The following is a 13,832-nucleotide window of genomic DNA, read 5'->3' as shown; positions in this document are numbered from 1 at the left end:
TTTCTGTGAGAAAAATTATAATCCTTTTTTTTGATTTGTGAATAGCTCATTTTTACACAAAACTACAAATATTTTAAAACGTTTGATATCAAGCTTCTTGCATTAATAATACAATAGCTGAAATGAAGTTTACAAGAGTGCACTTTTTTGATATAAAGTATCATATATGATACTCTTAGAGTGGGGTAAAAATGGTGTTGATTATTGACAACTTTGACTCGTTTACATATAATCTATACAATTATTTTCTAAGATTAGGTGAAAAGACAATTGTAAAAAACAGAGATGAGATTGATATTGGATATATCTATAGCTTAAACCCTACATATATAGTTTTGTCTCCCGGACCGGGAAGACCTGACGATGACAGAATTCTATTCGAAATAATAGATAACTTTAAAGAAAACAAAAAGATTCTTGGGGTGTGTTTGGGTCATCAGGCAATAGGGATGTACTTTGGTGCAAGGCTTACAAAGGCAAAAAGACCTATGCATGGGATTGTAGATACAATAGATCACGATGGAAAAGGAATTTTTAAAGGATTGAAAAATCCTTTAAATGTCACAAGATATCATTCGCTTATATTGGAAAGAAGTAGCATAGACAATACAGATCTTGTAATCACTGCAAAGACGAAAGACAGTGAGGTTATGGGTATAAGGCATAAGTTTTACAAAATTGAAGGTGTTCAGTTTCATCCAGAGTCAATTGCAACTGAACAGGGTCTTTTGATGATAAAAAACTTTTTAAGAGGGTGAAAATTTCTTGAGCATACCGATAATAAGTAATGTTGCTGAGCCATTTTGTGTATTTTTTAATCTAAAAGAGGATTTTTCTATTCTTCTTGAGAGCAATCTCTATAACAAAAGCTATGGAAGATATTCGTTTTTATTTTTAAGACCAAAAGAGGTTTTTATATGCCATGACCATGATGATAGCTTTGAATATTTAGAAAAGCTTTCAAAAGAAGTTTCAAAGAGAAGAAAAGATTCAGATTTTATTTTCAATGGTGGGTTTGCAGGGTATTTTTCATACAACTTTGGTGTTGACTTATATAAAGTTGAAAGAAAAAGAGACTTTTCTTGTGTGTATAAAGCCTTTTTTGGATATTATGAGGATTTTATAGTCTTTGACCATCTTTGCAAAGAGATTTATATAAACCTTTCTTCGAAAAAAGACTTAGAAAAAGTAAAAGAGATTATCTGGGCACAAAAAGATTGTACACATTATAAGGATTTTGAAAAGCCGTTTGTCTTGTCTGTTTTGCCAAATTTTAAAAAAGAAGAATATAAAAAGTGTATAAAGAGGATTAAAGAATATATTTATGAAGGCGATGTGTATCAGGTTAACCTTTCACAGCGTTTTGTGTTCAAAGGGAAGTTTGACCCTGATTATTTATACTTTTGTTTGCGAAACAGAAACTTTGGTGCATACCATGCATACATAAAACTGCCAAATGCAAGCATAATTTCAACATCTCCTGAGCTTTTTTTGAGAAAAAGAGGCTCTGAGATTATAACAAAGCCTATTAAAGGTACAATCAGGCGAGGTGAAAGTGCAGATGAAGACAAGCTTTTAAAAGAAAAACTTTTTAATGATACAAAATGCCGATCAGAGCTTTTGATGATTGTAGATCTTGAAAGAAACGATTTTGCAAAAGTCTGCAGACCCCGGTCAATTGAGGTGCCAAAACTTTTTGAGGTAGAAAGCTACTCAAGTGTATTTCACTTAGTTTCAACAATAAAAGGTGAAATAAACTCTGGGGTCACGCTTTCTGACATAATTAAAGCTACATTTCCGGGTGGGTCTATCACAGGTGCACCAAAATTAAATGCGATAAAGATAATTGAAGAGCTTGAAAAAGACCCAAGAGGAGTTTACACTGGTTCTATTGGTTATATAGCAAATAATTTCAATATGGATTTTAACATTGCAATAAGAACTCTGGTTTTAGAAGGCGAAAGTAGCTATTTTAATGTCGGTGGCGGAATTGTGTGGGATTCTGATGAGGAAGAGGAGTACAAAGAGACTTTGTACAAGGGAAAACCATTTTTTGAGATATTAGGCTGCAGAGAGTTTATAGAAAATATTTGAAATGGGGGAAGTTTAAATTTGCTTTTTTCAGATAATTTTGATAGCTTCAAATTTGGACTTTTGCCCTTTGAAACAATATATTATCAAGAGGGCATCCCTCACTTTTTATATGATCATTTTATAAGACTTAAAAGAGCTTTTTGGATTTTAAATCTGCCTTGCAAAATTAGGTATGAAGACTTTGAAAAAAAGGTGCTTGATTTTATCCTGTCATCTTCCAAAAGATTTGGTGCGATTAGAGTAACATATTACAAAAATACCCTGATGATTGAAGAAAAAGGGATAAGATATACAAATGAATTGTTTACCCAGGGCTTAAGTTTGATAGTTGCAAGGTCAAGAAAAGATTCAAAGAATATTTTGAACTATATCAAAACATATAACATGGGTATAAATTTTATAGAAGAAATTTGGGCAAAAAAGAAGGGATTTGACAGCTGCTTATTTTTAAACCACCAAGGTTTTATCTGCGAAGCTGCGTTTGCAAATATATTCTTCAGAAAAGGTTTTACCCTATATACCCCTCACTTGTCATGCGGGCTTTTGCCCGGAATTATGAGAAAAAAGGTGTGTTTATTAGCAGAGAAGGTAAGTTATGAAGTAAAAAAAGAGTTTTTGAGTTTAGAAGCCATTTCAAAAATGGATGAGTGTTTTATAACAAGTAGTGTTGCAGGAGTTTTTCCTGTAAAAAGGATTGATAAGTTTGAATTTGCAAGCAGAGAATTTGCTGATACCATTTCAGAATATGAATATTTTAAAAGACCTTGGCATGTAAAATAAAAAAAGCCACCCTTTAAGTCTATAACCTATGCGGGTAGCTATTAGTTTATAACACAAAAAACATTTATATCTAATTTTGCAAACTCGATTCATTTTCAATCTTTGCCTTATTTAAAGCATCTTCAACTGCCATGATTATTCCATAAGATGTTCTTGTTGCACCAGAGACTATGTCAACATTTGTAGACTGATTTTGAATAATCTCCTGAGGAATAATTTCAAATGGCAGCTGGGCAAAGCTTTGTGTTTCATTATGAGATACAATTTTAATTTTTGTTATCTTGTCATCTTTAATTGTGACCTCAACAACAAGCCCAGGTCTGTAGCCAAACCCCTCGCCTGTGTAGGTACCATCTTTATATATTTTAGATATACCTTTGGGAGTTTCTGAAGTATTATTCGAAACCTTAAAATTTTGAGTGCTTGTTTCAGTTGCATTTGATAAATTTGCTTGCACGTTTTCCTGCTGTGATTCATCTGAGCTGTTAGAAGATGACACAGGATAAGTGGAATTTTGTACAGAGCCTTGACTTTTCTCAAGACTTGTTTTTTGACTATTTTCTGCAGCTTGTTCAAAAGTTTTAGACTGTACATTGGCACTTTTTTGATTAGTTTCAGTACTGTTATAGCTTTCAGCAGCACTTTGGTTTTGCTGATATTTTGATGTCATGGCATTTTCTTGAGCTTGGTCAGATATTTGATTTTGAGAAGTATTTGCTTCTTGGCTGTTGTTTTGGGCAATTTCTGCTTGATAATCTTGTTGAGTTTCAACTTGTTTATTATCTGAAGAATTAATATTTTCATTTTCTTCATCAGTTTGATAATCTTCATCTGCAAAAGAGGGTATTGCATTGTATTTTGCTGTATCAATCTTTTTTGCACTGGGCAAAAAGCTCAGAGCAGAAAATACTGCAAAAAGCCCTGCAACTGTTAAGCTGCTCGTATATCTTGGGTTGACAGGCTGATTTGCAAAGTTCAACTGCATATTGTAACGCGGGCAGATTTCAACACACTTTATACAAGATATACACTCACCTTTGTACTTCTCTGCATTTTCAGTTTCAATTCCCATTGGGCAAGAAACTTCACATATTCTACATTGACCGCAATTTTTCTCTTTCTTTCTAACAAATGCTAATCTTGTCATTGATATGATATTAAAAACTGCACCAAGTGGACAAAAATATCTGCAGTATGGTTTTAAAACAAATGGTGAAAAAAGAGTATCAATAACAAAAAGACAAAGTTTGCTAAATAGAGAGAAATATTAAAGTTCAAAGAAACGAGATTGTCAAAAGCATCCCATGGGTCTGGAAGTTGTTTGTCTCCAAAAGTCCAGATAAAAATGATAAGATAAATAAGTACAATGTATTTTAAGCCTTTTAAAGCTTTGTCAACTTTTCTTGGCATCTCAAATTTAATTTTAAAGAGCTTTCTAAAAAGAAGGTTTGTCCATTCAGTAATTGTTCCAAAAGCGCATATCCAGCCACAGAAAAATCTGCCAAAGAAAATGGTTACAATTACTGTTACAATTAAAAAAATGAAATTTGAATTCCAGTTAAAAGTTTCTTTACCTATAATAGCTAAATACAGACTTTTTATCTGAGACAGCAATATTGCAAAAGACATAGGAAAAAATAGCAAAGAAAAAAGCTGAACAAAAAATCTTATAACTTGCGTTGGTAAAATTTTTCTTTTCACAGTATTATCACCTCATTTATAGATATTACTCTGTATGAATTATCTGTACAGGTAAATCTTTCTTTTAGCTTGGGAGTTAGATAAATTTCTCTGGAGTTTGTAATTACAATCGCGTCAATAGTTTTAAAATCCTGGATAAAATTTATTGCTTTTTTAAGACCCATTGCATAAAATGCAGTGGATATTGCGTCAGCAAATGTTGAGTTGTTATCAATAACTGTAACGCTTGCAATATAATCTTTAACTGGATAGCCTGTTTTTGGATTTATTATGTGCGAAAGCTTCTTGCCATGAATGTTATAATACCTTTCATAACTTGCTGATGTAACTATAGAAGTATTAAAAGTTTCAATAATTCCCACAATTTTACCCCTATTTTTTGTGGGATGCTGTATGCCAACTTTCCATGACAATTCTTCTTTTTTACCAAGTGCAAGAATATGGCCGCCTAAGTCAACAATTGCAGAGTTTATGCTATGTTTCTTGAATATTTCCTTAATTTTGTCAGCAACAAATCCCTTTGCAATAGCACCTAAATCAAGCTTTGCACTGTTTTTTAATTTTATCTTATAATTTGGCAAAAAACTTATATTTTCAAATCCTACAGAAAAAAGGACTTCTTCAATTTGGTTTTTTGAAGGTATTTGATTTTTATTTTGGAAATTTTTCCAATAATCTACAAGGTTTTTTACTGTAATGTCAAAATACCCATCTGTTATTTTGCTGTATTCAACTGCCTTTTCAACCAACTGATAAACTTCTGGGCTCAATTTTATTGAAAAATAGTTTCCAAATCTATTTAGTTTTGATATTTCGCTCTTTGGTTTGAATACTGACAATTTAGCTTCTGTTTGATAAATGAATTCGACTGCTTCATTTAATGCATTTTCAAAATTGTCTCCATAAAATATGAAATTTATATCTGTACCAAGTGCAAAAAGGATTTTATGGTTGGATGTTCGGCCTTGAAAGACACTGCTTGAGACATCTTCTTGTTTTTCTACTCCTTTTTTGATTGTTTTTGTGATATCAATTATAAGACAAAAAGAGAGAGGGTGTGTGAATAAATTGTGAAAAGTTTGTGAATAGAGATTAAGAAAATGTAAAAATCAATTTTCAAGAATTTTTCGAACTGTAGCCAAAAGAAGAGGCTTTACCTTTTCGATTGGAGCAGGCTCTTCCTTTACAATACTTGAGTATGTGATTGAGCTAACAAGCTCAAGAATCATAAAAACAACTATTTCAAGCTCATCTTCTGAATAGTTTGTTTTTATGTTTTTTAATAGCATCTCTTTAGCCAGCTTTATTTCAGAAAATTCCTCATTGTCGGTAATTTTTTTAAAAAATACCCACGAAAAATCTTTTTTCAAAAATCTAAATAGAAATCTGTTCTTACTTAAGTAATCAATTATGTACTCTAAAAAGAACAAAAATTTGTCAACAGGAGATGGAAAGTCTTTATCCTCAACTTCTGCCAACGCTTTCTTTACAATTTCAGCACTTTTTCTCAAAATGAGTTTTTCAAGAATATCTTCCTTATCTTTGAAGTAAAGATAAAAAGTGCCTTTTGCCACTCCTGCCTTTTTGACGATTTCGTCTATTGCTGTATTTGTAATTCCTTTTTCAATAAACAAATTATACGCTGCTTCTAAAAGCCTATTTTCTTTTATCAATTTTTTTTGTTCTCTTTTTCTCACTTCTTTTTTGAGAAACATTGATTATCCCTTTCTTTGAAGATTTTTAACACTTGCCTAATCAAATTATAACCTAATTCTTTGAATATGTAAAATCTCAACTTCTACAGGATAGTGTCAAAAGTGTATAGGGAATTTTTAGGAGGTGCATTTGTGTAGCATGTGAAAATCAAAGCTCCACAAAATTTTTTCACTGCATTGTTTATATTGATATTTGCAAATTAGAAATTAAAAAGAATTCTTGACTAAGTTTATCTCTAAGGTTTGATAGCAGTGCTGACTTTTCTAAAAGCAGCTTAAAAAATTTGGATCTAAATTGCAATATTAAATGCAACACTTTTTTAAAATGAACTGGAAATTGTAATTTGATTAAGACGGCGAACTGAGTGTGATATTAGTTGACAATATATTTCAGCTTCCCTGCAGAAAAGCTGGAAGTTGCCATTTTGTGTTATATATTCTTGTATAAAATTTCTTAATAGAATAAAACATAGTATAAAAGAAAAATCAATAAAGATTTAAATTATTAGGAAAGAAAGCTATTTGATGAGATATCGAAGGTAGGTATTAATTGCTGTTTTGCTTTGTACTATTATCTAAGTTTATTCTTCGAAATTTTCAGCAACTCTAAGTAGCACAAAAGCATATGACTAAAATTTAAAAACAAACGAGACTAATGAAAAGCAAACTCTAAAGGCTATAGTCTGTCTCCCCGTTTCAGATAATGGAATTGGTTATATTTGATGCAATAAGAAAAGAAACACCAGAAGGGCCTGATACATTTGATGTTTATGGAGATTTTGTAGATATTATTTGATAATATACATCAAAGAGAATCCTTAAATACAATAAAGATAATAGTAAAAAAGAATGGGATAATATCTTTGCCGTCTGACTTTTAAGTTTACAACATAGGAATTGATGACAGCGGTTAATTATAGTAAGCATATAGATATTCAACCCATTCATTGTATATTTCTTTAGCTGTTTTATTAAACACTTTTTTACAGTCATTGGTTTTAATTAGTTGTAAAATTTTGCTCCATCCATATTTTCTGTCTAAATATTCAATATATTTATCAGCAAAAGTATATCCATTTATATTTGCAAACTTCACAGGGTTTTCTGTCTGAATGTCTTCATATGTAGGTATTTTTAGTCTTTGTAAATCCCCCCTTTTCAATTGTCCTCCATTTGTAAGATACAGTGCAACGCCTTCTTTCAACCACTTCTTCATTCTTGGATTAATCAAATATTGATAAGCATGGACCATTTCATGAGGAAGTGTTTCTTTCACACTTTCATAAGTATGTACTTTCCCTGGATTAGCAGGGGAAGTCAGTATTACTGTAGAACCAACATTATCACCAATATACCAATCAAGATTTAGAAGAAGAGCGACAAGTCCATATTTTTTTGTTTGGAATGTAGATTGTTTATCATAAATAAAGACTTTTATTTTGTATTTTTGCTTAAGAGCTAATTTTTTACACAAATATTCTGCTTTCTTTTCAGCGTAATTAAAAGCATCTAAAGCTGCAGCTTCTTCTTTTTCATAATAGAGTTCTAACCAATTTCCTTTTATTAATTTCATATTTTTTGTTTTTAGTTTGAATGTAGGTACAAAATTAATAATAAGTACTACTGCAATAATTAAAATTAAAATAATGCTTATCTTAATCACTTTCTCTTTTCTCATTGTTTCCTCCACAGAGACAAATTGGTTCTCTGAACAAGCGAAACTATTTTATCATTTAGATAAATTACGTGTCAATATTATTAGTCTTTCACAAATTCTTATCTAACATTTTTGTTTACAATCTAAGGAGAATGCTAAGAAAACAAGGCAACCTATTCACTTTCTTTCAAATTTTAGTTGACAATTTAAGATTAAAGGTGTAATGTAGTAATTAAGGATTACAAAGATAAACTTAAGAATCAAATTTTCAAAAAAGGAGGAGATGTAAAAATGAGAAAAGAGAAGAACATCCCGCAGGTTTCAGAAGCAGAGTTTTTGGTGATGAAGGTTTTATGGGAAAAATCTCCCCTCACATCTCCAGAGATTATAGAAGTTTTGAGGCCAAAGACTAATTGGAATCCAAAGACTATACACACATTGATAGGAAGATTAATCAAAAAAGGTGCAATAGGGGCTGACGAAAACAGTTTTCCAAAGAAGTTGTATCCACTTGTAACAGAGGAGCAGTACAGGAAAGAGGAGACAAAGTACTTTTTACAAAAACTATACAACGGGTCACTAAAACGTCTTGTTGCGAGCTTTGTAGAGGATGAGCAGATATCAAAAGAAGAGCTTGAGGAAATTAAAAAGCTTTTAGAGGGGAAGGAAGAGAAATAGAAGTATGATTAGATTTTAGTTTAGTAAAATTTTAGTTGTCGATGAGAAGGTAAGATTTAAAATGAAGCTAAGACTTATTACAAAAAATGTTTTGTTAGTAACCTTTATCTATTAGTCTTTCTTTATCAACTTGTTTTTATTTTTGACAATATTTTTTTTCACCACATGTATTTACTTAATGCATTATTTTTAGCTTTTTTCCTAATAGTTAGCAGATTTTTGACAGGAAGTATTTTGGGGATGGTAGCTAAAATAGGTTATATCATAGAAGATAAGCATTCAAAATAGTGGATACAAAAAACAGTTTGTTTAAATGAAAACAGATTGGTACATTAAAGTAGTTAAATAGTCAAGAATCAATGGAGTGAAAAATGTCCCAAAAAGTCTTTTTCAAAACAAAACCAAGACGTTCTCAATAGTTATCTTAGTTCTTCTCATTATTATCACACTTCCTTTGAGGGGACAAAGGAGAAAATATAATGAAATGATAACTATAAAAATTACAAACTTGGGATATATTCAAAAAATCTATTTTAAAAATTCTAAAATCGTGGTATTATTATAGAAGTGAACTTTATTTTCAAAAAGGGAGGCAAAGATAAAATGGCATATTACATCACAGACGATTGTATTTCTTGCGGCGCATGCGAGAGCGAATGCCCAGTTCAGTGCATATCACCTGGCGAGGGCAAGTATGTAATTAATGAGGAAGAGTGTATTTCATGTGGCGCATGCGCAAATGTATGTCCAGTTGATGCTCCAAAGCCAAGAGAGTAATCTTTTTCAATGAGGAAGACCGGGTAGAAATTTTGCTTGCCCGGTCTTTAACTTATTTACATAACCTAAAAAGAAAGGTTGAGCAAAAGTTGAAGAGGCTTTACATACCAGTTACAAATGAAGAGGAAATAAAAAGCTTTAAGGTAGGACAAGAGGTTTTGGTCAGTGGTAGGCTCTTTGTTGCAAGAGATACTGCTCACAAAAGGCTCATTGATATGTTCAAAAGGGGAGAAGATATTCCCATTGACTTTAAAAACGGTGCTATTTACTACATGGGGCCATGTCCGGAAAAGCCGGGTGAGGTAATCGGGCCGTGTGGACCTACCACAGCAGGTAGGATGGATATTTTCACACCTATAGTTTTAAAGCTTGGTGTCAAAGTCTTAATAGGAAAAGGTAAAAGAAGTCCGCAGGTAAAGGAAGCGATAAAAAGCTACGGTGCAATCTACCTTGCCACATTTGGTGGAGCTGCTATTTTAATTCAAAGCTGTGTAAAATCCCAAAAAATCTTGATGTTTGAAGACCTTGGACCTGAGGCAATAAGAGAGATTGAGGTTGAGGCTTTGCCATGTGTTGTTGCAGTAGATTCGCAAGGAGAAGATATATATGAGATTGGACCGAGAAAGTATGCAAGAAATCTTAAATAACTTGAAGGTTTTTAATAGCCTTAAAAATTACAATTTCCAGCGCCTTCATATGCCAGGGCACAAAGGTATGGAAGAGATTTTTCCCGATGGCATTAAAAATGCCTATCCGTATTTTGATGTTACAGAAACAGTCTACACAGATGACCTTTTGAATCCTCAAAGCTATATCAAGGAATTTTTAGAAAGCATAAACAGCTTTTTTAACTCAAGGTACTCTTTTTTATCTCTTCAGGGTTCAACCCACCTTTTACAATCGGCAATTGTAGCATTTTCAAAGCCTTTTGGGAACATACTTATAAACAGGGATGCGCACAAGAGCATCTACAATATCGCAAGGATTTTGAGGCTTGATATAGAGTATATCTATCCAAAGTATGATTCGCTACTTGGAATTTATACATATATTGATGAAAAAGAACTTGAAGAGGCTTTGAAAAAAACAAAATCAGAGATTGTAATAATAACCTCACCCTCATATTATGGGATAAATCAGGATATAAAAGCTATTTCTACACTTACAAAGAAGTATAACAAAAAACTAATAGTAGACCAAGCGCATGGGGGATATTATAAATTTGTAGGGAAAGAAACAGCATTAGATGAAGGGGCAGATATCTGTATTATAAGCCTTCACAAAACCTTACCCTGCCCAAACCAGTCAGCTTTGTTTTTGTCAAATTTAGAAGACAATGAAAAACTAAATGAGATGCTTGCTTGCCTTCATACAACAAGCCCATCATATGTCCTTGTGCTTTGGAGTGAGTATGGTATAGAATTTTCCAAAAAATTTGGGGAAGCTCTCTATCATGAGCTTGAGAAAAAGCTGAGAGAACTTTTTTTGCCAATTTTAGAGTATACAAACTACCGATTTAAAAATATAGATATACTAAAACTTCTTTTTGACTTTGGCAAATTAGGACATGATGTTAGAGATATAAAAATGCTTCTTTCAAGATATTCCATTGTACCAGAGGCAATTGATAGAAGAAGAATTTTGTTTTATTTTTCGATTATCGATAGCTTCTCTAATTTTGAAAATTTAAAAAACTTTTTTTATGATATAATAAAGAAAAAGGGGAAGATACAGAAAAAACCATTTCCTTTGCCTCCAAGGCCAAAAAAGGTTTTGAAGATTTACGAGATAGATGATTATAAAAAGACAAGGATAAAGATAAAAAGCGCAGATGGGTTTATATGTGCAAAGGCAATCATTCCTTACCCACCGGGCTATCCTGTGATAGCTGAGGGTGAGGTTATAGATAAAGACATAATAGAATATCTCGAAGAAGTTTTGGGAAAGGATTTTATAGAAGAAAATGAGGTTGATGTAGTTGATGAAAGGTAAGTTTATTGTATTTGAAGGGAACGACGGTTCTGGTAAGAGCACTCAGATTTTGAAAGTAGAAAAATATCTCAAGGAAAATGGCTACAAGGTTGTCACAACAAGAGAGCCGGGCGGAACAGAAGTAGGGTTTAGAATAAGAAAGCTTCTTTTGGACCCTGCGTACAAAATGGATGGGCTAACTGAGGCTTTGCTTCTTGCAGCTGACAGAAATGAGCATGTAAAAAATGTTTTGATTCCCGCGCTTGAAGATGGGTATGTTGTCATTTGTGATAGGTACATTTTAAGTAGCATTGTATATCAAGGCATCGTAAGAGGAGTTGGAGTTGAGAATATAATAAAACTTAACTCTATTTTTGAAGAGAGAATAAAACCTGATTTGTACATTATTTTAACCTTAAGTCCAGAGATTGCTCTGCAAAGACTCAAAATGGCTGGCAAGAACGACAAGCTTGACACAGAAAATTTTGATTTTCACAGAAAAGTTTACAATGGTTTTAAAGAAGTTTCAAAGATGTTTGAAAAGTGTGTAAATATTGAAGCAGAGGGGACAGTTGAGGATGTATTTGAAAAGGTGCGCAAGGTGATAGATGATCTTTTAAAAAAGAGGTAAAAATAGCCTTCAAAATAGCTTGAGAGGAGTGAAAAGAAGATGAAGCTGATTGTTGCGGTTGTTCAGAATGAGGATGTGGGACGGCTTTTGGATAGTCTTCAAAAAGAGGGGATTATGGCAACAAAACTTTCAACATCAGGCGGTTTTCTTCGCTCTGGCAATACCACTCTGCTAATAGGTATAGATGATGATAGGGTAAATGAAGTGATTGATATAATTTCCCAAAAATGCAAAACAAGAAAACAGATTGTTTCATCACCTGTTACAAACAATCCTTCAGCAGGTGTGTACATTCCATACCCAATAGAAATAACAATTGGTGGTGCGACAATATTTGTCCTCAACATTGAGAGGTTTGAAAAGGTTTAAAAATTGAGAAAAAGAAGTGAGATATGAATATGAGAATAGAAGATGTAAAAAGAAACAATATATCTAATGTAACATTTTTTCAAGACCCTAAGAAGGTGGAAAGAAAGCAAGAGTCTTTTTTAGGATATGTAAAGCAACTTGAAAGGGATCAATTAATAAACAGAATAAAAGAGCTTATAGAAAAGATAGATTCTCTTGGTCAAAGCCTTGCAAAAAAGATGGATTTGACGACTTTAAAAGAGTATAAAAAATCCATAAAAGAGCTCTTGTCGTATACAGTTTTTTCTTCTCATGAATATTTCAAAGAAAGCCTTTTTGGCAAAAAAGGCAGGCACAAAATATTTGGAATAGTTAAGAAGATTGACGAGAAAATGGATTTGCTAACACAAGAGATTATCAAAAAAGAAGCTAATAATATAAAGGTTTTATCATATGTTGGTGAGATAAAAGGACTTTTGATAGATTTATTTATGTAGCAGGTGAGGACAGAAAATGAATTTAGATACGTTTGTCGGTCAAAAGGAAATTGTATTTACGCTCAAAAAAGCACTTAAAAACCCTTTTCATGCTTATATATTCGAAGGTGAAAAAGGGTTTGGCAAAAAGCTCTTAGCAAGGGTATTTTCAAAACACATTCTATGCGAGAATAAGTCTTCTTGTGGTGCTTGTAAATCTTGCCGTCTTTTTGAGGCTTCTTCACATCCAGATTTTCACATTATAAAAAGGCAAGAAGATAAAAAAGAGATTTCTGTTGAGAGCATCCGAGAGATTATAAAAGACTTGTCAAGGGGTCCTATTTTTTCCGATAAAAAAGTATTTATAATTGAAGAGGGTGAAGAGCTTTCAATAAGTGCCCAGAATGCTCTTTTGAAGACCTTAGAAGAACCTCCTACTTATGCACTTTTTATAATCACATGTAACAACATTGAAAGGCTTTTACCGACAGTACTATCAAGGTCTATTGTGCTTTCTTTCAAGAGATATTCTGCGTCTGAAATAGCAAAGATTTTAGAACAAAATGGTCTTGAGCCAAAAGACTATATAGTTAAACTTTGCAAAGGAAATCCTAAAATTGCTCTTGATTTTTATAACAAAGAAGTTCAAAATAAAAGAGACTATATTTTTGATAAACTCCTTTGCTATGATGGGGCAAGTTTTGACTTGATAAAGGAATTCGAAAGTGATTTTGAGAAGCTAAAGAACGACTTTGAATTTTTGTTTGAAAACATTATATACTTTTTAAGAGACGCACTTTTTTATAAAAAAACAAAGAGTATTGAACTCATTACAAACACAGACAAATTGGAAAAGATTATAGAGTTTTCAAACAAACATACAATTAGTCATATATACAAACTTTTACAAGATTTTATGATCTTAGAGAAATATCCGGACGCAAATGTTATTTCAGACAATGTGCTTGACATGATTTTCTTAAAACTATCAGGAGGCTAAAAAT

General features: G+C 32.3%; 16 protein-coding genes. 11 read left to right on the top strand and 5 right to left on the bottom strand.

Features of this window, described 5'->3' with window-relative positions; translation table 11 throughout:
* Window positions 1-191 precede the first annotated feature (191 nt).
* The 3 genes from H964_RS07780 to H964_RS07770 are packed head-to-tail and all read left to right on the top strand — an operon-like array spanning window position 192 to window position 2,874.
* On the top strand, window positions 192-758 hold the full coding sequence (locus H964_RS07780; RefSeq protein WP_011916294.1) for an anthranilate synthase component II: 567 nt from the start codon (window positions 192-194) through the stop codon (window positions 756-758).
* Between the two features lie 7 nt (window positions 759-765).
* Window positions 766-2,094: an aminodeoxychorismate synthase component I gene (pabB, locus tag H964_RS07775; protein ID WP_011916295.1), complete on the top strand. Its 1,329-nt coding sequence runs from the start codon at window positions 766-768 to the stop codon at window positions 2,092-2,094.
* A gap of 18 nt (window positions 2,095-2,112) precedes the next feature.
* Window positions 2,113-2,874 (top strand): aminotransferase class IV, encoded by a 762-nt coding sequence (locus tag H964_RS07770; RefSeq protein WP_011916296.1) that lies wholly within the window; start codon window positions 2,113-2,115, stop codon window positions 2,872-2,874.
* Window positions 2,875-2,944: 70 nt separating this feature from the next.
* Here H964_RS07770 and H964_RS13020 read toward each other — a convergent pair whose 3' ends face one another.
* The 5 genes from H964_RS13020 to H964_RS07745 all read right to left on the bottom strand — a co-directional run bounded on the left by H964_RS13020 (window position 2,945) and on the right by H964_RS07745 (window position 7,968).
* Window positions 2,945-3,946 (bottom strand): FMN-binding protein, encoded by a 1,002-nt coding sequence (locus H964_RS13020; protein WP_011916297.1) that lies wholly within the window; start codon window positions 3,944-3,946, stop codon window positions 2,945-2,947.
* A 128-nt stretch (window positions 3,947-4,074) separates the two neighbouring features.
* Complete coding sequence (locus H964_RS13010; protein WP_011916298.1) at window positions 4,075-4,575, bottom strand: 4Fe-4S binding protein; 501 nt, start codon at window positions 4,573-4,575, stop codon at window positions 4,075-4,077.
* The gene (locus tag H964_RS07755) at window positions 4,572-5,495 is read right to left on the bottom strand and encodes an FAD:protein FMN transferase (RefSeq protein WP_237738243.1); all 924 of its coding nucleotides are present in this window, start codon (window positions 5,493-5,495) and stop codon (window positions 4,572-4,574) included. Before H964_RS07755 ends, H964_RS13010 begins: the two co-directional genes overlap by 4 nt.
* 189 nt (window positions 5,496-5,684) lie before the next feature.
* Window positions 5,685-6,290 (bottom strand): TetR/AcrR family transcriptional regulator, encoded by a 606-nt coding sequence (locus tag H964_RS07750; protein ID WP_011916300.1) that lies wholly within the window; start codon window positions 6,288-6,290, stop codon window positions 5,685-5,687.
* A 910-nt stretch (window positions 6,291-7,200) separates the two neighbouring features.
* Window positions 7,201-7,968, bottom strand: coding sequence for a hypothetical protein (locus tag H964_RS07745; RefSeq protein ID WP_039766322.1), 768 nt, complete (start codon window positions 7,966-7,968; stop codon window positions 7,201-7,203).
* A 270-nt stretch (window positions 7,969-8,238) separates the two neighbouring features.
* Between H964_RS07745 and H964_RS07740 the strand changes: the two genes are divergently transcribed.
* From H964_RS07740 to H964_RS07705, 8 genes are all read left to right on the top strand, one after another.
* Window positions 8,239-8,625 (top strand): BlaI/MecI/CopY family transcriptional regulator, encoded by a 387-nt coding sequence (locus tag H964_RS07740; RefSeq protein WP_039766319.1) that lies wholly within the window; start codon window positions 8,239-8,241, stop codon window positions 8,623-8,625.
* Window positions 8,626-9,228: 603 nt separating this feature from the next.
* Entirely contained in the window at window positions 9,229-9,402 is a 174-nt protein-coding gene (locus H964_RS07735) for an indolepyruvate ferredoxin oxidoreductase subunit alpha (RefSeq protein WP_011916303.1), read from the top strand.
* A gap of 89 nt (window positions 9,403-9,491) precedes the next feature.
* Window positions 9,492-10,049, top strand: a complete 558-nt coding sequence (locus H964_RS07730; RefSeq protein WP_039766316.1) for a FumA C-terminus/TtdB family hydratase beta subunit — start codon at window positions 9,492-9,494, stop codon at window positions 10,047-10,049.
* The gene (locus tag H964_RS07725) at window positions 10,030-11,394 is read left to right on the top strand and encodes an aminotransferase class I/II-fold pyridoxal phosphate-dependent enzyme (RefSeq protein WP_039766345.1); all 1,365 of its coding nucleotides are present in this window, start codon (window positions 10,030-10,032) and stop codon (window positions 11,392-11,394) included. Before H964_RS07730 ends, H964_RS07725 begins: the two co-directional genes overlap by 20 nt.
* Complete coding sequence (gene tmk, locus H964_RS07720) at window positions 11,381-12,004, top strand: dTMP kinase (protein ID WP_051109319.1); 624 nt, start codon at window positions 11,381-11,383, stop codon at window positions 12,002-12,004. Before H964_RS07725 ends, tmk begins: the two co-directional genes overlap by 14 nt.
* Window positions 12,005-12,043: 39 nt before the next feature.
* Window positions 12,044-12,373, top strand: a complete 330-nt coding sequence (locus H964_RS07715) for a cyclic-di-AMP receptor (protein ID WP_011916307.1) — start codon at window positions 12,044-12,046, stop codon at window positions 12,371-12,373.
* Between the two features lie 29 nt (window positions 12,374-12,402).
* Window positions 12,403-12,849 carry a YaaR family protein gene (locus tag H964_RS07710; RefSeq protein ID WP_039766310.1) on the top strand — a complete coding sequence of 149 codons (447 nt, stop codon included), beginning with the start codon at window positions 12,403-12,405 and terminating at the stop codon, window positions 12,847-12,849.
* A gap of 16 nt (window positions 12,850-12,865) precedes the next feature.
* On the top strand, window positions 12,866-13,828 hold the full coding sequence (locus tag H964_RS07705) for a DNA polymerase III subunit (protein WP_039766306.1): 963 nt from the start codon (window positions 12,866-12,868) through the stop codon (window positions 13,826-13,828).
* The last annotated feature ends 4 nt before the right edge of the window (window positions 13,829-13,832 follow it).

The sequence above is a fragment of the Caldicellulosiruptor sp. F32 genome, from assembly GCF_000404025.1.
Lineage (GTDB): Bacteria > Bacillota > Thermoanaerobacteria > Caldicellulosiruptorales > Caldicellulosiruptoraceae > Caldicellulosiruptor > Caldicellulosiruptor saccharolyticus.
This window is presented reverse-complemented; position numbering and strand designations above follow the sequence as displayed.